Annotated in this window: 21 protein-coding genes; 16 read left to right on the forward strand and 5 right to left on the reverse strand. The window is 41.4% G+C overall.

Annotated elements, in window-relative coordinates:
* Nucleotides 1-129 precede the first annotated feature (129 nt).
* The 3 genes from MHB64_RS15215 to MHB64_RS15225 all read left to right on the forward strand — a co-directional run bounded on the left by MHB64_RS15215 (nt 130) and on the right by MHB64_RS15225 (nt 3,233).
* Nucleotides 130-765, forward strand: a complete 636-nt coding sequence (locus MHB64_RS15215) for a glycoside hydrolase family 11 protein (RefSeq protein ID WP_094868771.1) — start codon at nt 130-132, stop codon at nt 763-765.
* Nucleotides 766-916: 151 nt separating this feature from the next.
* Nucleotides 917-1,750 (forward strand): formylglycine-generating enzyme family protein, encoded by an 834-nt coding sequence (locus MHB64_RS15220; RefSeq protein ID WP_094868772.1) that lies wholly within the window; start codon nt 917-919, stop codon nt 1,748-1,750.
* Nucleotides 1,751-2,129: 379 nt separating this feature from the next.
* Nucleotides 2,130-3,233 (forward strand): polysaccharide deacetylase family protein, encoded by a 1,104-nt coding sequence (locus MHB64_RS15225; protein ID WP_341134769.1) that lies wholly within the window; start codon nt 2,130-2,132, stop codon nt 3,231-3,233.
* Nucleotides 3,234-3,330: 97 nt separating this feature from the next.
* Here the strand turns inward: MHB64_RS15225 and MHB64_RS15230 are convergent, their stop codons facing one another.
* A complete protein-coding gene (locus MHB64_RS15230) occupies nt 3,331-4,413 on the reverse strand; it encodes a GntR family transcriptional regulator (protein ID WP_094868774.1) in 1,083 nt (360 codons plus the stop codon).
* A gap of 262 nt (nt 4,414-4,675) precedes the next feature.
* Here MHB64_RS15230 and MHB64_RS15235 point away from each other — a divergent pair, with 262 nt between their 5' ends.
* Genes MHB64_RS15235 through araA form a run of 3 tightly spaced genes read left to right on the forward strand, consistent with a single transcriptional unit; the run spans nt 4,676 to nt 8,452 of the window.
* On the forward strand, nt 4,676-6,283 hold the full coding sequence (locus MHB64_RS15235; RefSeq protein ID WP_341134770.1) for a xylulokinase: 1,608 nt from the start codon (nt 4,676-4,678) through the stop codon (nt 6,281-6,283).
* Between the two features lie 16 nt (nt 6,284-6,299).
* Nucleotides 6,300-6,995, forward strand: coding sequence for an L-ribulose-5-phosphate 4-epimerase (locus tag MHB64_RS15240; RefSeq protein ID WP_094868776.1), 696 nt, complete (start codon nt 6,300-6,302; stop codon nt 6,993-6,995).
* A 32-nt stretch (nt 6,996-7,027) separates the two neighbouring features.
* Nucleotides 7,028-8,452, forward strand: coding sequence for an L-arabinose isomerase (araA, locus tag MHB64_RS15245; RefSeq protein WP_094874954.1), 1,425 nt, complete (start codon nt 7,028-7,030; stop codon nt 8,450-8,452).
* Between the two features lie 83 nt (nt 8,453-8,535).
* Here the strand turns inward: araA and MHB64_RS15250 are convergent, their stop codons facing one another.
* On the reverse strand, nt 8,536-9,678 hold the full coding sequence (locus MHB64_RS15250) for a glycosyl hydrolase family 8 (RefSeq protein WP_179281496.1): 1,143 nt from the start codon (nt 9,676-9,678) through the stop codon (nt 8,536-8,538).
* A gap of 49 nt (nt 9,679-9,727) precedes the next feature.
* Nucleotides 9,728-10,702 carry a glycoside hydrolase family 43 protein gene (locus tag MHB64_RS15255; protein WP_094868779.1) on the reverse strand — a complete coding sequence of 325 codons (975 nt, stop codon included), beginning with the start codon at nt 10,700-10,702 and terminating at the stop codon, nt 9,728-9,730.
* A gap of 333 nt (nt 10,703-11,035) precedes the next feature.
* On the opposite strand from MHB64_RS15255, the gene MHB64_RS15260 reads away from it, so the two are divergent.
* The 5 genes from MHB64_RS15260 to MHB64_RS15280 all read left to right on the forward strand — a co-directional run bounded on the left by MHB64_RS15260 (nt 11,036) and on the right by MHB64_RS15280 (nt 14,784).
* On the forward strand, nt 11,036-11,485 hold the full coding sequence (locus MHB64_RS15260) for an OsmC family protein (protein ID WP_280786191.1): 450 nt from the start codon (nt 11,036-11,038) through the stop codon (nt 11,483-11,485).
* A gap of 55 nt (nt 11,486-11,540) precedes the next feature.
* The gene (locus tag MHB64_RS15265; protein ID WP_341134771.1) at nt 11,541-11,903 is read left to right on the forward strand and encodes a hypothetical protein; all 363 of its coding nucleotides are present in this window, start codon (nt 11,541-11,543) and stop codon (nt 11,901-11,903) included.
* Complete coding sequence (locus MHB64_RS15270; RefSeq protein ID WP_341134772.1) at nt 11,884-12,834, forward strand: LLM class flavin-dependent oxidoreductase; 951 nt, start codon at nt 11,884-11,886, stop codon at nt 12,832-12,834. Before MHB64_RS15265 ends, MHB64_RS15270 begins: the two co-directional genes overlap by 20 nt.
* A 34-nt stretch (nt 12,835-12,868) precedes the next feature.
* On the forward strand, nt 12,869-13,897 hold the full coding sequence (locus tag MHB64_RS15275) for an AraC family transcriptional regulator (RefSeq protein WP_341134773.1): 1,029 nt from the start codon (nt 12,869-12,871) through the stop codon (nt 13,895-13,897).
* 92 nt (nt 13,898-13,989) lie between these two features.
* Complete coding sequence (locus MHB64_RS15280) at nt 13,990-14,784, forward strand: SDR family NAD(P)-dependent oxidoreductase (RefSeq protein WP_341134774.1); 795 nt, start codon at nt 13,990-13,992, stop codon at nt 14,782-14,784.
* Nucleotides 14,785-14,839: 55 nt separating this feature from the next.
* Here the strand turns inward: MHB64_RS15280 and MHB64_RS15285 are convergent, their stop codons facing one another.
* Nucleotides 14,840-17,836 carry an ATP-binding protein gene (locus MHB64_RS15285; RefSeq protein WP_341134775.1) on the reverse strand — a complete coding sequence of 999 codons (2,997 nt, stop codon included), beginning with the start codon at nt 17,834-17,836 and terminating at the stop codon, nt 14,840-14,842.
* A gap of 319 nt (nt 17,837-18,155) precedes the next feature.
* On the opposite strand from MHB64_RS15285, the gene MHB64_RS15290 reads away from it, so the two are divergent.
* A complete protein-coding gene (locus MHB64_RS15290) occupies nt 18,156-18,956 on the forward strand; it encodes a phosphotransferase (protein WP_341134776.1) in 801 nt (266 codons plus the stop codon).
* Nucleotides 18,957-19,033: 77 nt separating this feature from the next.
* Nucleotides 19,034-19,387, forward strand: a complete 354-nt coding sequence (locus tag MHB64_RS15295) for a VOC family protein (RefSeq protein ID WP_094868787.1) — start codon at nt 19,034-19,036, stop codon at nt 19,385-19,387.
* Between the two features lie 138 nt (nt 19,388-19,525).
* On the opposite strand, the gene MHB64_RS15300 is transcribed toward MHB64_RS15295, so the two are convergent.
* Entirely contained in the window at nt 19,526-20,224 is a 699-nt protein-coding gene (locus MHB64_RS15300) for a MerR family DNA-binding transcriptional regulator (protein ID WP_341136084.1), read from the reverse strand.
* A 157-nt stretch (nt 20,225-20,381) separates the two neighbouring features.
* Here MHB64_RS15300 and MHB64_RS15305 point away from each other — a divergent pair, with 157 nt between their 5' ends.
* From MHB64_RS15305 to MHB64_RS15315, 3 genes are all read left to right on the forward strand, one after another.
* Entirely contained in the window at nt 20,382-21,248 is an 867-nt protein-coding gene (locus MHB64_RS15305) for an alpha/beta fold hydrolase (RefSeq protein ID WP_341134777.1), read from the forward strand.
* A 219-nt stretch (nt 21,249-21,467) separates the two neighbouring features.
* Nucleotides 21,468-22,025, forward strand: a complete 558-nt coding sequence (locus tag MHB64_RS15310; protein ID WP_341134778.1) for an RNA polymerase sigma factor — start codon at nt 21,468-21,470, stop codon at nt 22,023-22,025.
* A complete protein-coding gene (locus MHB64_RS15315; protein WP_341134779.1) occupies nt 22,022-22,930 on the forward strand; it encodes a hypothetical protein in 909 nt (302 codons plus the stop codon). Before MHB64_RS15310 ends, MHB64_RS15315 begins: the two co-directional genes overlap by 4 nt.
* The last annotated feature ends 212 nt before the right edge of the window (nt 22,931-23,142 follow it).

Here is a 23,142-nt window from a genome sequence, read left to right on the forward strand (position 1 = left end):
ATTATATAAATGGAAGGATGTGGGATACCGGGATTCTCACCAAACAACAAAGTAAACCTCAGACGATTGCTTGGAATATTAGAGTTCAGTCAAGTAGTATGTAGTCAAAAAAATCTTAGGAGGTAGATTATGTTTAAGATGAATAAGAAAATCTTGACTGTATTCTTCGCAGCAACTATGAGCTTTAGCCTGTTCGCAGCAACCACAAATGCAGCGACAGATTATTGGCAAAATTGGACCGATGGTGGTGGAACAGTAAATGCTACCAATGGATCAGGTGGTAATTACAGTGTTACATGGTCGAATACCGGGAATTTTGTTGTCGGTAAGGGCTGGAATACCGGATCACCTACAAGAACAATAAACTACAATGCCGGCGTCTGGGCTCCGTCCGGTAATGGATATTTGACACTCTATGGATGGACGAGAAACTCACTCATAGAGTATTACGTTGTTGATAGCTGGGGCACTTATAGACCAACTGGAACATTTAAAGGCACCGTGACCAGTGATGGAGGCACCTATGATATTTATACCACTACGCGAACCAACGCACCTTCCATTGACGGCACTGCTACATTCACACAGTTCTGGAGTGTAAGACAGTCGAAGAGAGCAACTGGAAGCAATGCCGCTATCACTTTTAGCAACCACGTTAATGCATGGAAGAATTATGGAATGAATTTGGGTAGTAGTTGGGCTTACCAAGTGTTAGCTACTGAGGGATATCAAAGTAGTGGGAGCTCTAACGTAACCGTGTGGTAACCAATAAACATCAGGCTCTTAATCGATGAAAGTACTAAGGACTGCCGGTCTCACAACCGGCGGCCTTATTTATTCCAAAAGATTACTTACATACTACTAAGATCATCGTCACGACTTATTATTTTCCTATCCGTTCAAAGGAGATAAATCAATGAGAAAACTATTGAGTTTCCTATTCATAGCAACAGTAGTTGTTATCAGCGCTTGCTCACAAGAAAAGCCTGAAACGAGTAATGACAATGTATTTGTAGAGGGAGGGACTTTTATAAACTCAAAATCCAACTACAATGGTGAAACCTTATCCAACTTTTATATTGGTAAATATGAGGTAACTCAAAAAGAATGGATCGAGGTGATGGGAAGCAATCCTTCAGAATTCAAGGGCGACAATTTGCCGGTTGAAATGGTTAGCTGGTATGACGTTGTTGAGTACTGTAATAAGCGGAGTATAAAAGAGGGTTTAAAACCCTATTACAATATAGATAAGAATAAGAAAGACACAAATAATAAGAGCGATAATGATATTATAAAATGGACCGTAACGATCAATGTGGGAGCTAATGGTTATCGCTTACCGACAGAAGCAGAGTGGGAGTATGCTGCAGGTGGAGGTCAATTAAGCAAGAGTTACACATACAGTGGAAGCAATAATGCAGATGAAGTAGCTTGGTATTGGAAAAATGCTGGAGATAAATACTTAACGGGTGAATGGAACTGGCCTATCATTGAAAACAACAATAATAAAACAAAATCCGTCGGTGTCAAAAAGCCCAATGAGTTAGGACTTTATGATATGTCTGGAAATGTCAGGGAATGGTGTTGGAACTGGTACGGGGACATGGGAAGTGATATCGGTTCTTTCCGGGTTGTAAAGGGTGGTGGTTGGATCGGCAACATCACAAACAACGAGATATCTTTTCAGGGCAAGTTTGAGGCAAATGGCATGGGACCTGATCAAGGTTTTCGTGTGAGTCGTGGTGAGTAAACGGCGGGAAGGTTATTTTCTTTTAAGTTTGGACTCCATGACAGTGATTAAAATGTTCTTACCAATAAGCTGTTTCCGGTACTCAACCGGAAGCAGCTTATTTAATTTCGTTTATTTCCAACTACAAAAGATCTAAACTTTTCACGATATAAGCTTTAGTTTATGCATATGAAAAAATTGGGACAATGTTAGAATTTAATTGTTTCCGCTTACATTTATAAATATGGAATAAAAAGGAGGTTGATCAAACGGGTTGCACAGCATCTTAGTAAGACTAGTTGCAGTACAACCAAGAGGAGGAAAGCAAATGAGACCAAAGAGAATGCGTTTATTTAATGGAAAGATTTGAAGAGGTAAAGTTGCTAGGAGGGATGAAAAGATGATTAGAGCCAACGTAATAAAATGGACGGCCATTGCGTCGCTAGTCGTATTCTTATTTACAGGCTCACTGACGATGACTGGTGACAAGGCTCTCGCGGCCGATTGTTCGAACGGCTATGTAGCATTAACCTATGACGATGGTCCGAACCCTAACAACACTGTAACACTACTTAATGCACTACAACAAAACGGCTTGCGTGCAACGTTCTTCAACCTTGGACAGAATGCCCAAAATAATCCGTCCCTAGTAAACCAGCAGAAGGCAGCAGGCATGTGGATTGGGAATCATTCCTGGTCTCATCCGCATTTGACCCAACTGACCACCTCACAAATGTCATCAGAGGTTACAAACACGCAAACGACACTACAGTCTATAACGGGCACGGCTCCGAAGTTGTTTCGTCCGCCATATGGTGAGACTAACGCAACTTTAAAGTCCATTGAGGCCCAAAATGGTCTCACTGAAGTTTTATGGAACGTTGACTCCCAGGACTGGAATGGAGCCAGTACCGCTCAGATTGTAAATGCTGTAGGTACAATGCAAAATGGCGACGTGATCCTTATGCACGATCAGTACCAAACTACGGTTCAAGCGATTCCACAGATTGCACAGAATCTCAAGAACCGCGGTCTATGCTCTGGCATGATCTCGACGAGCACAGGCCGGGCAGTCGCACCTGATAGCGGAGGTACGACACCTACTCCAACACCAACGCCATCATCTACACCAAGTCCTGGCACAAGCACAAAGATTGAAGCTGAAAACATGACCAAAGGTGGTCAGTATACTGCCAATATAAGCTCACCGTTCTCCGGAGTTGCTTTATACGCCAACAATGATTTAGTGAAATACACACAAAATTTCTCGAGCGGTACCCATAATTTTTCACTCCGCGGGGCTTCGAATAACTCCACTATGGCGAGGGTCGATTTGAAAATCGGGGGTGTAACCAAGGGTACCTTTTACTTCGGGGGAAGCAGTCCAGCCGTTTATACGCTAAACAATGTCAGTCATGGAACCGGAAATCAAGAGATCCAGCTCGTCGTAACAGCTGATAACGGAACATGGGATGCTTACCTTGATTATCTGGAAATCCAGTAAATATTCCACACATGGAAGTTGGAGACGGACTGCTTAATGTAGAGACAAAATGAAAAAAGCAACCCGCCAGCCATGACTGGTGGGTTGCAAATGTAATCTATCTCTCAACTACAGTCTCACCTTCAATTAACACAGGCTGATAATAAGTGTTGTTGGGCAGGTCTTTTTTTCCTTGTAGTTTCTTAATGACCCAATCTGCTGCATCTCGTCCCATGGCTTCTTGTGGGTGTGTCAAGGTGGTTAGTTTGATGTTCGCGTTTTTGGCAATATAAGAATTGTCTTGTCCAATAATCGATAATTCCTCCGGAATAGTGATTTCCAGCTGTCTGCAGGCATGGACCACTTCCAATCCAACCTCGTCGTTATAACAAACAATAGCAGTGAGCGTATCTCTATTTTTATTCAGAAAATCCTTCAAGTCTGTAGATAACGTCTGTTTTGTCTCCGTGTTGAATGAAAAAATCTGCTCAGGATAAAATCGTAATTTGGATTCTCCGAGCGCTTTAATATACCCTTTCATCCGATATTTTCCTTGTAAATCATCCATTTTTGCAATGAGTCCTATTTGGGTGTGGCCTTTGGTTATCAACTCTTTTGTTGCCAAATAGCTGGACTGCACGTCATCAAGACAAAGGTACGGCAGTTCTATTTCTTCATAAAAGGCATTAATCATTACTATCGGAATATCCTGTTCCTTAAAAGAGAGGTAGTAAGCAATATTGGGGTTATATAGATTGCTTTTCGTCGGTTCAATAATTAAACCATCTACACCGTAGGAGAGCATCATTTCCAGCGCCTTTTTTTCTTGAGCAACATCGTTATTGGTGCTAGCTAATAGTAAAGAATAATTATCCTCATTTAGCCGACTTTCGATCCCACGGATAATGGAAGGAAAGATATAGTCGGAAATATAGGTCGTGATTACACCGATTGTCTTCTTATGGGAACTCCCGCCGGTCTTCGAACGATAGTGGTTGCTAACATAAGTACCAGACCCTTTTTCGCTTCGCAGGAAGCCTTCATTGGAAAGTTCTAAAATTGCTTTTCGAACAGTCTGCCGGCTAACTTCATACATGGACTGTAAAGCAGACTCAGTAGGGATTTGTTCACCAACATTGTAATCTCCCGAAAGGATTTTGCTTTTTATGTCATCTAATATCAATTGATACTTTGGTTTCATGTAATTCCTCTTTCCATACTTGTTCGCTAAGTTATTCGTGTATTTGGTGAATTTGTATGTACAAATTATAGCATGACTGCGAAAAAAATAGAAAGGGGCTCTTTTTTTATACAGTTAAATCATTATCATCTCCACATTTGTATGTATATATAACAATTTAATTGACAAATGTACGTACAAAAAATTATACTGTAGCTGTCAATTAAGAAAGTTAATTCTTATCATGACCGTTTAAAAAAGCGCTCTCAGAGAGGTGACAAACGTGATATCGAATCGATTAAGCATCGAACAAGCGATTAATAAGGGAGAAACTTCGCTTGGTATTGAATTTGGGTCCACGCGCATCAAAGTTGTACTTATTGATCATTGCTTTCAAACGATCGCTTCTGGAAGTTACGAATGGGAAAATCAGTTGAAGGACGGTTTTTGGACGTACAACTTGGAAGATATTATCAAAGGTCTGCAAGACGCATATCGCGAGATGAAGGAAGAAGTTGCACAAAATTACGAAATCACCCTTCAAACGGTTGGCTCAATCGGTTTTTCTGCAATGATGCATGGATACATGGCTTTCGACGAGCACAATGAACTTCTTGTTCCATTCCGGACTTGGCGTAATGCAACAACAGGTAAGGCTGCCAAAGCATTGACTGATCTGTTTGGGTTTAATATTCCAGAACGCTGGAGCATTGCTCATCTTTATCAGGCGATTTTGAATAAAGAAGAACATGTGCCACAGATCCGTTTTGTTACGACATTATCAGGATATATTCATTGGCTATTGACTGGAAATAAAGCACTTGGTGTTGGGGATGCTTCGGGCATGTTCCCTATTGATGAATCCACACGAAATTATAATGAATCGATGATACAGCAGTTCGATGAGCTTGTTGCAAGCAAAGGTTATCCGTGGAAGACCAGTGATCTGTTTCCTAAGGTGTATGTTGCAGGGGAGCAAGCAGGTGTATTAACCGAAGCGGGAGCTAAAATTCTAGATCCATTGTTACATTTACAGGCAGGCATTCCGCTCAGTCCTCCAGAAGGAGATGCCGGAACCGGGATGGTGGCAACGAATAGCGTAAGAAAACGCACCGGAAATGTCTCTGTAGGAACCTCTGTTTTTGCCATGATTGTGTTAGAAAAAGAACTTTCCAAAGTTTATCCGGAAATCGATATGGTTACTACTCCGAACGGAAGTCCAGTGGGCATGGTTCATGCGAATAACTGTTCAAGTGACCTCAACGCCTGGCTCGGGTTATTCCGCGAGTTCTATGAAGCCATGGGACACAAAGTGGATGCAAATAAATTGTACAACGTGCTTTTAAATAAAGCTTTGGATGCAGATCCTGATGCCGGAGGCTTACTAAGCTATGGTTATCTCTCAGGAGAGAATATTACTGGGTTAGAACAAGGTCGTCCGCTATTTGTCCGCTCGCCGGAGAGCAAATTTAATCTGTCCAACTTTATGCGTACGCATCTATTCAGCGCCTTTGGTGCTTTGAAAATTGGAATGGACATTTTGACGAAGGAAGAGAATGTAGCCATTGATAGTATTTTAGGCCACGGCGGCTTATTTAAGACTCCGGTAGTGGGTCAAAAAATAATGGCAGCTTCAATGAATGTTCCTGTATCCGTAATGTCGACTGCCGGTGAAGGCGGTGCATGGGGAATGGCTATTCTTGCCGCTTACATGATGAATAACAATCAGGAAGAAAGTTTAGAAGACTTCCTCGATCAAAAAGTGTTCAAAGATGTTAAGGGTGAAGAAATTCATCCAGAGGCAACCGACATTAAAGGATTTGAAACCTTTATCGAACGTTATAAAAAGGGTCTGGCGATCGAGCAGTCCGCTGTTGACAATTTAGTGTGAAAATGGAGGTGGCAAGATGTTAGAACAACTTAAAGAAGAGGTTTTTCAAGCCAATCTGGAATTGCCGAAACAAGGACTTATTAAGTATACATGGGGAAATGTAAGTGCGATTGATCGTGAAAGTGGATTTTTCGTAATCAAACCTAGTGGTGTAGACTATGAAACAATGAAAGCCAGCGACATGGTTGTTGTTGATCTCGATGGGAATGTGGTTGAAGGGGATATGAGGCCTTCATCTGATACTCCTACTCACGCAGTGCTTTATAAGCATTACTCTGAAATCGGCGGAATCGTGCACACGCATTCTACTTGGGCGACCATCTGGGCTCAAGCAGGACTAGATGTTCCTGTCATGGGAACGACGCATGCAGATACCTTCTATGGTTCCATTCCTTGTGCGCGTTTCTTGACGCAAGAAGAAGTCGATCGTGGTTACGAAGCGGAAACGGGTAATGTCATCATCGAGACTTTTGAACAGCGCGGGATAGATATTATGGCGGTTCCTGGTGTTTTGTTAAAAGGCCACGGTCCCTTTACGTGGGGAAAAGATGCGAAATCGGCGGTAATGAACAGCGTAGTTTTGGATGAAGTATCCAAAATGAATTTATATGCAAGAGAACTGAACCATTTTGCAGAGGAATTGCCACAACGTATTCTAGATAAACATTACTTGCGCAAACATGGAAAAGGCGCTTATTACGGACAAAAATAATAAAACTACAAAATGACGAAAAGAGGATGAATATGTCAACAGCGGTAGCAAAAGAATTTTGGTTTGTCGTAGGTTCGCAACATCTTTATGGGGAAGAAGCATTGGCTGAAGTTAAAGCACACGCACAAACGATGACAGATGCTTTGAATAAAAGCGGAGTTTTGCCTTACCCACTAGTATTGCAGGATTTGGCTGTCAGCGCAGATAAAATCACCAACATCATGAAAGAAGTTAACTACCGTGACGAAGTTGCCGGTGTCATCACTTGGATGCATACGTTCTCACCTGCAAAAATGTGGATCCGCGGAACTAAGATGCTGCAAAAGCCTTTGCTTCATCTAGCTACGCAATATAATGAAAGTATTCCTTGGGCAACAATTGATATGGACTTCATGAATCTAAACCAAGCGGCACATGGTGACCGTGAATATGGTTTCATAAATGCACGGTTGAACAAACAAAACAAAGTGGTAGTAGGTTACTGGGAACGTCCTGAAGTCCAAAAGCAAATTGCAGAATGGATGGACGTAGCGGTTGCTTATAATGAAAGCTTCAATATCAAAGTCGCTCGCTTTGGTGATAACATGCGTAACGTTGGCGTAACCGAAGGAGATAAGGTTGAAGCCCAAATTCAATTTGGATGGACTGTGGACTATTTTGGTATTGGCGATCTAGTGCAAATTATTAATGATGTTAAAGAAGAAGAAATCGATGCTTTGTTCGCTGAATATGCGGAGCTGTATGAGTTTGATTATGGTACTAACAGCAAAGAAGCTTGGGAAGCTAGCGTAAGAGTTCAAGCAAGCTATGAAATCGCTATTAAACGTTTCCTAGACCAAGGTGGTTATAATGCCTTCACGTCAAACTTCGAAGATTTGCATGGCATGAAACAACTTCCTGGACTTGCTGTTCAACGTCTAATGGCACAAGGCTATGGTTTTGCTGGGGAAGGCGATTGGAAGACTGCAGCACTTGATCGTTTGCTTAAAGTGATGAGTCATAATCAATCCACCGGCTTTATGGAAGATTACACATATGAATTGACGGTTGGACAAGAATCGATCCTTCAATCCCACATGCTTGAAGTAGACCCTACTTTGGCAAGCAACAAACCAAAAATCATCGTATCACCGCTAGGTATTGGTGGTAAAGACGATCCAGCACGTTTAGTATTTGATGGTAAAGCAGGAGACGGTGTCGTAGTTTCCATGGCTGACTTCGGTACTCATTACAAACTTTTGATCAATGAAGTTACTGCTTTTGAACCAACTGTTCCAGCTCCAAACCTTCCAGTAGCTCGTGTCCTTTGGAATGTTAAACCAAACTTCCAAGACGGGGTTAAAGCATGGATCGAAAATGGTGGCGGTCATCACACCGTTGTATCATTAACACTTACAACAGACCAAATTATTGCTTACGCAAAACTTGTTAACTTGGAATATGTAGTTATTAAATAATAGCAAAGCTTTATTACGATTAATAGGACTCCAATCCTCGACCTTTTTGAGGAATGGAGTCCTATTGTTTTGTTCGATTTCCTTCAATAAATGCGATAATTTCCACTAAGGGCCAGTAAACTAAAGAAGTACAGACAGTTATCATAATAACGACGTTGTCCGGTGCGCAAAGGCGTATTCCAAAACAAACGGACAAAATGCTCTGCCTCCGGGCCATCAGAAGCAAGGGAAGCCATGGCGTTGGTCGCCAAAAGACCTACCGGATGCAGCGCCGGTTCCTCGAAGGGCTGTCCCTCAATGGTATACCGCCGGTAATCGGAAACTTCGATATTCCTAAAAAAAGCTTGAATCCGGTTACATTGATCGACCTGCCAGCTGTCCTTTTGGAACCATGCCCAGTCCAATCCGATATTAGCCGCAACCCTGTAAGCATCACTGAAGAAATAGCTGAAATCACCATGAGGCTGGGGATCTGCCGGGGTTCCGTTAAAATTGGCATATTCGGGAGCAAGGCCAGTTATAGGATGGCATGCAGTGTGTAGGTATGTGCGGCTGGCTTCCGCCGCTTCTCGCCAAAACATGCGGTCACCTTCATCAGCCCACAAAGCGAACAAATCATAGAAATGGGGGAGATGGTAAGATGGATCACTAAAGGTGGATTCCGGTACAAATTTAATCAATTTCGTTTCCGCATCCCACATTGAGTCACCAGTGCCTGTTTCAGTTTTATGTACACAAGCACGCAATATCGTTCGGGCCTGCTCAGAATAATTATAAGGTTCCAGACCGTTCCCCCAACGTTTTGAGGCAAAAAACAGGGCCATGGCGAAAAACTCTTCCCCGTCCGGTGCAGGTCCCTGAGAAATCCTTGTACCGTCAGGCTTGCAGTGCCAAGCAAAGTAATTGGCATAACGACCTTCTTTGTGCTGCATAAACGTCTTTGAGAAGTTCCATAAACGATCAAACTCATCTTTTTTATTCATTTGAACGGCCATCATCATCCCGTACGACATTCCTTCTGACCGTACGTCTAGATTACCTGTATCCAGAATATAGCTTTTATTCTCGTCCTGCGGATAGTAGATTCGTACGTTCGGATCTCCATAAAATAAATCATTCCAAGTTATATCAATTTTAGCGTTGATTTCATCTTCAGAGAAGCCAAGCTCCTTAAATAAATTTCGATATTCCCCCGTATAAAAAGCACCTTGTTGTGTTATTGACATCAGAATCCCCTCCAGTGAACTACAGCATGCCGCCTATTTCATTAAAAAACTAAGGATGGATAGTTTGAATAGTGCCGTCATCGTTGTATTTCAGCTCCGTATATTTTACAGAACGCTTATTGTCAGCTCCACCAGACAAAGAACTGTCATGATAAAATAGATACCATTTCTCTTTAAACTGAACAATAGAATGGTGTGTTGTCCAGCCCAGGACTGGTGAAAGTATTATTCCTTGATATACATAAGGCCCAAACGGATCTTTACTGATAGCGTATACAATATTATGGGTAGTTCCCGTGGAATAAGAAAGATAATAATATCCGTTATATTTATGTACCCATGGACCTTCAAAATATCTTCTCTCTTCATCTCCAGCAAGAATCGGATTTCCGTTCGAATCAATGATGGATATTTCTCTAGGTTCACCTTCAAAGCTCATCATGTCCTCGCTCAGCTCCGCCACGATAGGTCCAAGTGCTGGCGCCGTCTCAGCCGGGCCTTCGGCATCCGCAACAAATGAGCCAGTTTGCCATTTTTCAAGTTGACCGCCCCAAAGACCACCAAAATAAATATATGATTTGCCATCATCATCAACGAAAACAGCAGGATCAATGCTATAACTGCCGGGAATATAGTTTGGTTCAGGTGTAAACGGTCCGGAAGGTGAAGCTGAGGTAGCAACCCCGATTCGGAAAATATCGTCATGGTCTCTGGCTGGGAAAAACAAATAGTAGGTATTGTTTTTGTATGCTGCATCCGGAGCCCACATTTGCTGCTTGGCCCATGGGACATCCTTCACATGAAGCACTTCACCGTGGTCGATACAAGGGGAGCCCTCTCCATCAATAGATAGAACATGGTAATCCTCCATATTATATTGGTCACCGTTGTCATTAGAGATCATATCGTGATCGAGGTCATGAGAGGGATAAATATAAATTTTACCTTCAAATACATGAGCGGAAGGATCCGCAGTATAAATATGAGTTACGAGAGGCACATTGGGTTGCGCAGGCTTTGTCAAGTCATTTCCTCCTATAAAGTTAATCGCTTACAATGTTAATGGTATAAGAACTTTAAGGCTCTGTATATATAGCAACTATAGTTTATACCCCACAAAGTTTAGATGTTGCTTTCTTGATCTTGTCGAATCCTTACCCTCGTCAAGTACAATTCGGGTAAGTTCAATACAACGCTGAAGGTGTTTGATATCAGGCCTCCTGAAATTTAATTAATAGATAAATCTCACGAACAGCAGGCCAGAGCCTGTTTGTTCCCCGCATTCTTCTATGTTAGCATGTAAAGTATTCGATTAAAAATATGTCATGCAATTTCAAGATAGGGAGGGCATCTAGAAATGAAACACCCATTTATATTAAATGCCGTATGGAACGGCGGACGTAATAGTGATGGAACGATTGAAGCCGGACAGCTCAAGACACAAATTTCCATTCCGAAGGAAATGGGCGGGCCCGGAATTGGAACGAATCCAGATGAGATGCTTCTGGGTGCAGCAGCAACCTGCTATCTCATTACACTTGCAGCCATGCTGGAGCGATCCGAGCTTATAACTTCAAATCTGACCTTAACATCAGAGGCGACGGTGGATGTAACAAATAACATTTTTACATATGAAGCCATCAAACATTCACCTGTAATCACACTTTCTAAAGACGCGTCACAAGTCGATATCGATAAAGCTATCCATATTGCCCATAAAGCGGAAGGCTCTTGCATGATCTCCAGAGCTGTAGCAGGAAACGTACAAATTACTACACAGCCAACAGTGCTGACATCAAGTATGTAAGGATAGGTTCTAAAGCAGTAGTTATCCCTTAGGAATCAGAGAGGAGAAATAAACTTTGAACATTGAGTTGTATAAGGATTTGATCAAGGATGAACGTGGGAATTATTACGTAGCGGTACACAAAGAGGACAATGAACTGACCTTGGTAAATGCAATGCTTGAGCGTTCTTACCAGGACCTGCTGGAATTTAACGAAGCGTTTAAAAAGAAATATGCGGAATACGAGCACCAGTTCATCGGCAAAGTGGTTATGGATAAGCTGCGGCACGATGTTGTGTTCGCGTCCAATGAAGACGGCCATGGACGAATGTATAATCTGGCAGCGGTTGCTGGCGATTACAAGGTTACTTTTATTGATATGATTGAATTTTACCGAAACCCACGAGTAGGACGTAGCTATGACCATGACAGCCATTAAGCTTAGTGTATTGGACCTTGTGCCTGTATTTGATGATGTGGATGCAAGCTTTGCTTTAGGACAAGCGGTGGAACTGGCTCAAACAGCTGAAAGACTGGGATATACTCGTTATTGGGTTGCCGAACATCATGATATGCCGGGCTTAGCGTGTACCTCCACAGAGGTGTTGTTATCGCATATTGGAGCGAGAACACAGCATATCCGCATCGGGTCGGGAGCTTTATTGCTGCCGCACTATAAGCCGTTAAAAGTGGTAGAATCATTTCATTTGCTGGCAAGTTTATATCCTGGACGTATCGACCTTGGATTAGGCCGGGCTCCTGGTGGTGCTGCTGAAGTAAGTTTAGCGCTGAGCGGAAATTTTCTCGAAAATGTTTGGAAAATGCCAGAGCTGCTTAAGGGAGTTACCGAATTGTTGCAGGGGAACTATTCATATGAAGGACGTCAGATAACCGCCCGTCCGACTCCACCCGAATCGCCAGAGTTGTGGATGCTGGGCACTAACAAGAAGAGTGCAGCATATGCTGCCGAGTTTGGTGCAGGCTATGTGTTTGGTCAATTCATGAGCGATGTAGCCGGGGAAGAAATTTTGCAAGCTTATCGAGAAGCCTTTGCGCCTTCTTCAGTTAATGCTATGCCTCGGGCCATCGTAGCAGTTGGCGTCATTTGCGCCGAGACAGAGGAAGAAGCAATGCAGCTAGCCTCTTCCAGTATGACATTATTTCAACAAGAAGGCTCAGCCGAAGAAAAATCCAAACTTTTGGAACGCAAACTGCTGATAGGCACACCCAAAAGCATTAAAAAAAAGCTGGAACAGTTATCTCACTTGTATGGAGTTGAAGAATTCATTATCGTTACTATGATTCCAGACTATGAGAAACGGCTGCATTCGTTTGAGTTGCTTGCCCGTGCTTGCTTGGATTCTAACTAGCCCTTTCTTCATGCAATTAAGGAGGTCCACATAGATGCAGACTAATCCCTCTGACTCCATTAAAATCCCTCCCGGATTTTGGGCTGGATTAATTCAATTAGGGATAACCGCTCAAGATATAGCCAGTAAAGCAGGTCTTCCCCTGAGCCTTATCACGGAGTCAGTAGTCAGCACAGCCCAATATTTTGCTATCTGGCAGGCATATTCGGATCTCGTTGGAGATACTGCTGAGGGAATCATCAAGCTAGCAACCGTTTTTGAAACTACACAATATCCGCCGACCGTCTTAGCTACTTATCATGCTAAAGATTATCGTGACGCTCTAAACCGAATGGTGCGCTACAAACGAATGTGTCCTCCAGAAAGCTTGCATATTCTCGAGGAGGGAGAGCTATGTACAATCGAATTGAATTGGCAGCATCCCGAGTATTCCGGTCCACCGCTGCTGCTTGGCCTTACCCTGGCGTTTTTACTGGAGCTTGGGCGGCGGGGAACAGGTATACCTATGACAGCACAGTTTGTAGAATTTTCACAACCCATAGGGGATTTACAGGTTCTTGAAGCTTATTTCGGCTGTCGAATTCAGATCGGTGCTGAGACTAACCGTTTAACACTACGCCGAAGTGATTTGGATCTGCCCTTTATCTCGTATAACGAAGAGTTGCTAGAGATTCTGACTCCCGTTTTGGATCAGACACTTGCTGAACAACAGGGCAGTCACTCCATTACGGAAAGGGTCAAATGGATTATGAAACGCAGTCTTAGCGGAGGGAAACCCGAGATTCAAACCGTTGCAAATGAGCTAAGGATGAGTGCTCGTACCTTACAACGGAGGCTTACTGAAGAAAATACGAGCTTCAAGCATTTGCTGGCACAAGCTAGACATGAGCAGGCGCGAGCGTATTTAGCAGATCCTTCCCTCGATGTTAAAGAGGTGGCTTTCTTGATCGGATATGAAGATCAGAACTCGTTCTACCGTGCCTTCCGACTTTGGGAAGGAGATACTCCTTCAAATTGGCGTGTTAAACAAGAAGTTTGGCGCAAGACGCTAGTTACTGAATAATCCCGGTAAGATAGTATAATTACTAGTCGGTACACAGTACAGCGCTTGAGAAACTGCTAATTAACTCGCCATGATAAAAGGAGAAATGAAATATGGATATGGGATTAAACAATAAGATAGCTTTAATTACAGGATCAACAAAAGGTATTGGTAAAGCTATCGCCTTTGAACTTGCCAACGAAGGCGTTAATGTACTAATAAATGGACGGAATTATGAAAAGGTAGAACAAACAGTAAATGAAATTAAAGCAAAATTTCCGGAAACTTCTCCTCAGAATGCTGCTGCCGATATTGTAGATATGGGACAGAGAGAAGCTTTACTTGAAAAATACCCCCATATCGATATTTTAGTTAATAATATGGGGATTTATGAACTGATGAGCTATGACGACGTTAATGATGAAATATTTGAAAAATACATCCGTACGAATGTTCTTGCTGCAAATGGATTAACGAAATTTTATATGCCAAAAATGTTAGAAAACAATTTTGGACGCGTGATCTTCATCGCTAGTGAAGAAGCAATAATGCCGTCAGCTCAAATGCCACAGTATGCAATGACAAAATCAATGCTATTATCGTTGGCAAAAAGCTTATCTAAATTAACAATCGGAACAGAAGTTACCGTCAATACTATCATGCCAGGACCAACACTCTCTGAAAATGTGCACCAAATCATTGATGGAATGTATTCAGATGAAGCGTTGACTTTTTCAGAAAAAGAGAAAAAATTCATGGCTGCAAACTTACCGCAATCTGAAATACAGCGATTTATTAAACCTAATGAAATAGGTAGACTAGCAGCATTTATGAGCAGTCCCTATGCCTCTGCATTTAAAGGCTCTCCGATCCGGATGGATGGGGGCATGGTACCTACTATTTTCTAAATGTAGTATCGATACAAAAAAAGCCACGCCTTATGGAATGGCTTTTTTTGATATATTATTCACTGTCCTCCGGTATAACAAAGGATACCAAAGTACCTTCACCTTGTTTACTTTGAATAAAAAGACCCTGACCATACAATTGCATCAGTCTTCGATGGGTGTTAGCCAGTCCGATGCCGCTTTTAGCTTTCATGGTCGGTTCCAGCAACAACGCAAGCGTTCTATGATCCATACCTAACCCATTATCCTCCACTTCGATCTTTATAGCATTGTTCAGACGTGTGGCCCGAATATAAACGGTACCACCCTGCTGACGCTTGAGCAGACCATGCTTAATAGCATTTTCTACCAAGGGCTGGATGGATAGAGGGGGTAACAGGATATTAATGTCTGGATCCACCTCCCAAACAACGGAAATTCGTTCTGCGAATCGTGTTTGTTCAATATACAAATAAGATTCTACCAGCTCTAGTTCATGAGAAAGGTTCACGAGTTCTCCGATATTTAAAAAGTCAAAGCTGATTCGCAAAAAGGAAGTAAATGCAGTAATGAGCTCTTGCATCTTTTTAGTATCCATATCACTGAGTGCCGCAATAGAGTTCAATGTATTGAACAAGAAATGGGGTTGAATCTGTGCCTGTAGATAAGCCGCTTCAATACGCACCCGTTCATTAAAAGAAATTTTCATCGCTGTTAAGGCTCGAATGCGATATTTGAGTTCAACTGCATCCACAGGTTTGGTAACATAATCATTTGCGCCGGAGTAGAATCCTGTGTAGATATCCTCAGGTTGACTGCGGGCAGTCAGCAATATTACTGGGAGCTCATATAACGAATAACGCGCGCGAACCTTTTGCGTTAATTCATATCCTGACATATGCGGCATCATTACATCACTAATCAGTAAATCCCAACGCTTTTTATCTAGCCAATCCAGTGCTTCTTGCGCTGAGTTCACCGTCGTAATGAGATAAGGTTCGTTTTCAAGAATGCCCTTTAGCACATTCAAATTAACAGGGTCGTCATCTACCACCAAGAGATTCACCTTGGCGTCTGTAAAGAGTGGCGGGATTTTGTCAGTATGTTGATTAGTTTGTTCGGAAATCCCCCATTTAGCCATCTGCTTATAAATCTCATCTGGTGTATACGTTGTTATAGGTGCAGCCTCTCTTACTATCTGTTCGCTATAGGGATCAGCAAGGGGGAGTGCAAAACTGAAAGTTGAACCTTTGCCGAGTTCAGAAAGGATGCTCAAGCTGCCACCATGCAGTTCTACCAGCTGCCTGCTAATGCTTAGTCCCAGTCCAATTCCACGCCCGTCATTTATTCCGTGAGGGCCTTGCTCATAGGGGAGGAATACCCGCGCCATGGTCTCTTCGGTCATGCCTACTCCGGTATCTGTTACATAAATAAAGATATGAGCGTCTTTTTCCTCAGCTGAAACAGAAACAAGTCCTTGCTCGGTGTATTTGAGCGCGTTGTGCACTAGATTTAATAATACTTGTACTAGTCGTTTCTCATCCGCAAGAATAGGAGGTATAGATTCTGGTATGTTCATGGATAACCGTACCGGTTTACCTTCAATCATATATTGAAGCATATTGATGACTCCGGGAACCACCGATTGAACCAAAATAGGCTCCTGATGCAAAATAACCCGATGCTCTTGAAGACGTACTACATCCAGTAGATCACCAAGCATATGGGACATACGGCGGCTGATGGTAATCAGTAACTCCATATCTTGCCGACTACTCTCGTTGAGCCTGTCCTTTTCCTTCGTTATTATATTTTGCGCGATATTCATAATTCCATGAACTGGTGTTCGCAGCTCGTGAGAGGTATTGGCAAGAAACTGATCCTTAAGTTTATCTGCTTTTTTCAGCTGCTCATTTAGCTCCATGTTCTCTTTGGCATTCTGAAAATACTTTTTAAACCAATAAGCTGAGAAGCCTACGATGGCGGCAATAATATCTACAGGATAGTAGACAATTGAATAGTGGCCGTTACTATCCCACAAGTTCCATACCAAATTAGAGATGATGGCCGCACCTGATATCAGTAGAAAAACAACATCTTTATCATCTTGCCTTTTGAACAATAAGCGTCCCAAGCTATAGATCAACCAGATAAAGGGAATATACTGAAACACTTGAATGATACCCCAGTGAATCGATGTACTGACCAAATAAGCAGGAACAATAAATATAAATAAGGTATAAAGGAAAAGACACCACGTGTAAGCGCGTAACCACTTGTTGACTTCGGCACCTGAGGTGAATTTCCTGAAAACAAGCAGAATAAAAAGGTTCTGCCATAAGAAGGCGATTAAACGGATTTTTAAAGACCAAGTGTAATTAATCGGCAGTAATACTAGAACTAAATTGTCATTTCGGGCCAAAAGGATGACGGCTACAGATAATGTCATTAGCCCTACAAGGAACAGAGCACGTTCTTTAGGATTAAATAAATACAGAATACAGGCATACAGCCCATGTAGTAGCAGGATGATTGCAGTAAGCATTTGAAATCCAACGGTATAAAAATTTGTCCGGTTAACCACTTCCTGAGAGCCAAAGAAAATAGGCCCGCTAATACCGCCTTTATAGGGGTGATCAAAGTTTACTACCTGAATAAGTACATCTATTTCTGTCATATTTTCCGAAAAATATGATGCTGTAAATGAGGTAGTTTTTGGTGCATATGTATTGGTATCGAGAGAAATTATCCCATTATTGTGAATAGGGCTGCCGTTAATTTCCACACTGGAGGCGGAATAAATTTGTTTGATCCAGAACGAGATAGGCTGCTGAAGCGGTTCTACCAAAATACGCAGGCGGTACGTCCCATATCCATATGATGTTGTGTGATCAGTTCCGATAGCATTGCTCCAATTCCCAGGAACTTGAAGCGCTTGGGATTGCCTTGGGATAGTGGAAGTCTTGGACGAAACTAATTGCGAAGGATAGAAGCTCCATTCACCATCTAGCCTGAATAAGTTCGCCTTCTCCAGATCCTGGCCACGTAAATCCAGTACACCGTTGCTAATCATAGGTACATTGTTGGAAACCTTAAATATGTTGAACCAAATGCAGCGTAGGCCAAAGAGAATGCTGATAAAAAGTAGAATGATTGCTAATTTGTTTAAGATAGTATTATTTTTCATGAGAACATTATAGCAAATAATTCTAATTTAGAATCTAAAATGGATTTATTAATCTAAGATGAGCAAATACCAGCATGATCTTAACGGCCAGTATAGTTATAATTGTTCTTTATAAACAATAACTTGTAAATATTGTTATTATTAGAGAGGGAGTTTTCAAAAATCTGCAATAGGTAATGCACTGAAAAGAAAAGGAATGAACCGAATGCCTAAGGAAGAAGTGTTAAAAGGCGGTAATGTAAATCATATAGTCCGTATGGCGAACACTGTTCGCCGCCCTATAGGTTATTGGAGTCCAAATGTTCATAAACTACTCAAACATTTGGAACATCAGGGCTATGAGGGAGCACCAAAATTTCTCGGAATCGATGATTCTGGCCGTGAAATATTGACATTTATTTCCGGAGAAGTTCCAGGGAATAATTATCCAAACCTTGAACCGTATATGTGGACGGACGAAACGCTTGCCGGTTTGGCACATCTTATGCGTCGTTTCCATGATGTGACTATAGTGTTCCGGCCCAATATGGAGGACAGATGGCAGCTTAGCTATGCCGATGATGCCGAACACGAAGTGATCTGTCATAATGACGCAGCGTTGTATAATGTTGTCTTTCAAAAGGAGGCTCCTGTGGCGTTGATTGATTTTGACATGGCAGGTCCAGGTCCGCGGATGTGGGACATTGCGTACAGCCTTTACACTTCTGTTCCTCTTGCGAGTTTCGCACCTAACCATACTTCTGGAACCACAGAAGCATATCAATTTGAAATCCATGCCGTAGAGCGACGTCGGCGAATTCATTTGTTTTTTGAAGCTTATGGAATTCCCGTCCCAAATAATCTGCGACAGTGGATTATACAACGTTTGATAGTACTGTGTGATACGCTACGAAATGGTGCCGCTGAAGGGAATCCTGCCTTTCAGAAAATGGTTGACGAGGGTCACTTAGCCCACTATGAGAGTGAGATACGTTTTGTAACTGATCATTTCGAAGATTGGATATAAAAATCGGATATTCCGCTCACGGACAGGATAATTGAATAAAATTAAAAAAAGTATACCATTGGAATTGAGGTCTGAGAATGAGAGTAAAGCGAATTGTAACCAATATTAAAACACAGAATGCTTCAGCAGCAAAAAGCTTTTACCAGGACGTCCTCGAGCTTGATTTATTGATGGATCATGGTTGGATCGAAACATACGGCTTACTAGGGAAGGAGAACATTCAAATAAGCTTCGCCTCACAGGGCGGCTCCAATACGCCAACTCCAGATCTATCAATTGAAGTTGATGATGTCGATGCGGTGTTTGAACGTATGAAGAATGCTGGATACACGATAGAATATGGACCTGTTGATGAGCCTTGGGGAGTCCGGCGATTCTATGTACGCGACCCATTTGGCAAACTTATCAACATCCTTGCTCATGGACATTAGATAAACGGTCACATCGTGCAGAGATCTAGATTGTTAATCTATCGGAATCAATTCCGTCCCTTTAGGGACGGAGTTTTTTGCGTTCTTATAAATGATTTTAAGGAAGCGTGATTAGGTCCTCCAAAAATCTATGCTCACTCAATAGTGTTTCATATATTTCATAAGCTCAGAAATTCCTAAAAACTGCTTCATTAATTGACTATTTAATTTTTGTAACGCAAGCTCGAAAGACAATTCAACTTTCTTGTAGCTTTGTGTCTCTATTTCATTCAGGAGTTGTTTCATATTCTCGATATAATACACGGTCTTCCTTAAACTGCTGATCAGGATAATCTTTCTTAATTCCGTTAGCGTATAAACTCTATAGCCGTTGTCTTTGTTTCTATTCGAGGTAACTAGTCCTTCTTGTTCCCAATGTCGAATGGCTGATGGCTTAACGCCTGCTATTTGTGCAACTTCACCAATTGTCATTGCGTTTATTTCCTCTAAATCATTGTATTTTGATATATCTGCGTTTCGGAACATGCTTAATACATCCTCTAACCTATGTTTTTCCGTTTGTGTATTATACTGTTCCTGATTGATTGACCAAAGTGCATACTCCATTTGCCGGGCTTTAATCTTTCTCATCACATCGTACACAACTGGAATCTCATATCCTTGTAAAAGTGTCCGAATCGTAATAAAAGCTTGAATATGAATGTCTGTATAACATCGACGATTGCTAGCAGTCCTCGGGACTTCGGGAATTAAGCCTTGATCTTCATATCTTCTTAAAGTAGTGGTACTTACATTTAATTTCTTAGCTATCATTGTTGGTGTATAAATATCTCCCATAATGGCCATCGCCCCAAAACATTAAAGTTAAACCTTCAAGTGCTACAACAATATTAAATCTAATTTAACGACATATATCAAGGTTTAGAATGGGATAAACCGAAAGATTGCATGAATGTTATATGCTATTTCTATAAAACACTAAGGAGAGGATTGTTTGAAAAAAATCATACGATTAAACAACCATTCAGCAATAGAAGTAAGATTAACAGGAGGATCAGATCGTCCAACCATCATGTTACCTATCGCTAAAAAATCCGTGTACAATCAGGAAGCAGAAAATCTAAAGCTTTGGGGCGTAGATCCTGAAATAGGTAAACATTTTGTTGAAGGTCTTTCGGATACCTTTCAAGTGCTTTACTTTGATTATGAAGGTCATCTCTTTCAACATCCAGTGGACAACTTAACTGTAGACCATATTGTGAAGGATCTGCTCCTCATTGCTGATGAAATGAACGTTAAGAGCTTTAGCTACTACGGATATTCATGGTTAGCTTTAATTGGTCTACAATTGGGTATCAGAACAAATCGTCTGGAAAGCTTGGTCATGGGAGGTTTTCCGCCTTATATGGGTCCCTATCAAGAGATGCTGATTGTAACTCGGAAAACACATACCCAAGCTTTGAATAATCAAAATGAGGCAGCTGAAAAAAGCTCTATCGAAACAGAGAATCTTGATGAGATAGACTGGGACAACATCAAAGTATCAATGGATACCCGTGTAACAGCTCAATTTGTTGCCTTATACGAGAGCCTTACCGCTTTTGATGATCGTAGTATTCACCATTTGCTGAGTCTCCCAAAATTAGCTTTTGCAGGAGAAAATGATACTATCGTATATGGTGAGAATTTTGGGAATGTTACTGTGGACATCGGCGGGATATTAAAAAAGAATAAAGAACAATTGACTGATTTAGGCTGGGATGTTGAAATTCTAAGGGGAACCCAAATGGATCATACCAAAGCTATGCAGCCAACCGTGGTGTTACCATTGATTAAGCCCTGGTTTGTAAAACAACTATAATAAAAAGGGAAGATTTAATAGATTAGCCGGTGTTGCCTATTAAAGGGTAAACCGGCTTTTTTTCACGCGTCATATTTTTAGCATGGAATGTCGAAGCTTATGAAGACCCAAAATGTTTTCTTGCTTTGATTACTTAAGAAAATAAACTTTTTTGCAACCTAAACCCTACTTTCCTTACTTTATAAGTAAGGCCTTAATAAACTGAACGGAAGTGATGGAGTGGAAGATAGTGAAATCATACAATTGTACTTTGCGCGCAATGAATCAGCAATAGAAGAAACCTCCCGAAAATATAGGAACTATTGTATTAAGATCGCTCATAACATTTTATCTAATATTGAAGATTCGGAAGAATGCGTGAACGATACTTTTTTAGGGGCGTGGGAAGCGATACCACCGAAATCACCTGCAAAGCTATCATCTTTTCTGGGGAGGATCACACGAAACATCGCTTTAAATAAATACGATTATTATATGGCCAAAAAGCGGAATAAAAAATTCGATACGATTCTTGATGAATTAAATGATTGTTTATTCTCGCCAGACAATGTTGAGAGTCAATACGAGGAAGAACAAATGGCTGAATCCATAAGCAATTTCCTGCTGAAGATAAACGAAGATCATCGAAATATTTTTCTGAGACGTTACTGGTACTCCGATTCTTTGGCTGAAATCTCAGCGCGATTTGCAATAAGTGAAAGTAAGACCAAATCAGTTCTTTTCAGAACACGAAAAAAACTCCAAATATACCTTATGAAAGAGGGCTATATCCTATGAATAATAAAGATCTATTTAAGACGATTGGTTATGTAGACGAAAATCTGGTAGAAAAGGCTAACACAGCTAGACGCACTCATAAGAAAACATTTGCGAAATGGGGAACTATGGCTGCTTGCGCTGCACTAATATTAGGAATTGCCATTTACAGCTCTCCTCTGAAGACATCAATGACTAATTCACCACAAATATCGCAGCAAACACCAGTATCAGCTCCCAACGGTGTTCGGAAAATTTTAAATTACAACGGATTTCGTTATGCATTCGTAAGTGATGGTGCTCAGTTTAAGTTCACAGGAATGAAGCCTGAGAAATCACTTGGAACCTTAGAGTATGATATGAACCAAGAGATCGGGAAGGACGATGGAGATAAGGATCTAGAAAAGGATTATTCCTCTACGTTCGCTGTTGGCGGAAAACTATATGAAATTCCGACGTACCCATCCCAGTTCCGTATTGCGGTTAAGTATGAAGAACAGTACTATTTGGCTGAAATTGTGGCGAAGGTAAACGATGCTAAGATGACCGCTAAGGAATATCTGGATATGTCTAACCTGAAAAAGCAGGTGAAAGATATCCATGTTCTTAATCATGTGGGGAATGAAGAGTTGAAAAAAATGACGGATCATGTTGCTGTGGAATCTATCATTGATGGGCTATACACCGCGACAACAGCTAATTTAAGCAATAAGGAATACGAGGCTATAGCAGGGGCGCAGTCTCAAGGAAAATCGTATCAACTACAGTTCAACCTCAAGGATGGAACCCATATGGCTATGTATATCATTCCCGAATTAAAAGTCGTATCTATGGGAGATGCCTATTATCAATTGTCTGACACCTTCTTTGATCAATCCGGTGAGCTCTTTTCAGGTCTTAAACAAGAAGTGCTGCCGCTTTACTAGGATTAAAACAAAGGCATCGAATCCATAGATTCGATGCCTTTGTCATTAAGAAATGAATTACACTTACCCAGATTGTGCGTTAGCCCTCACCCACTAATAGTCATATGCGTATTACTAATACGAACAAAATGAACACTGATTTTTCTTTATATAGAAGTGAATTTAGGACGTTTAAGTATGCAATTGAAAATGTTCAGTTGAGAAAGGAGATT

Source organism: Paenibacillus sp. FSL K6-2859 (assembly GCF_038008265.1).
In the GTDB taxonomy this organism is placed as follows: Bacteria; Bacillota; Bacilli; order Paenibacillales; family Paenibacillaceae; genus Paenibacillus_AQ; species Paenibacillus_AQ nitricinens.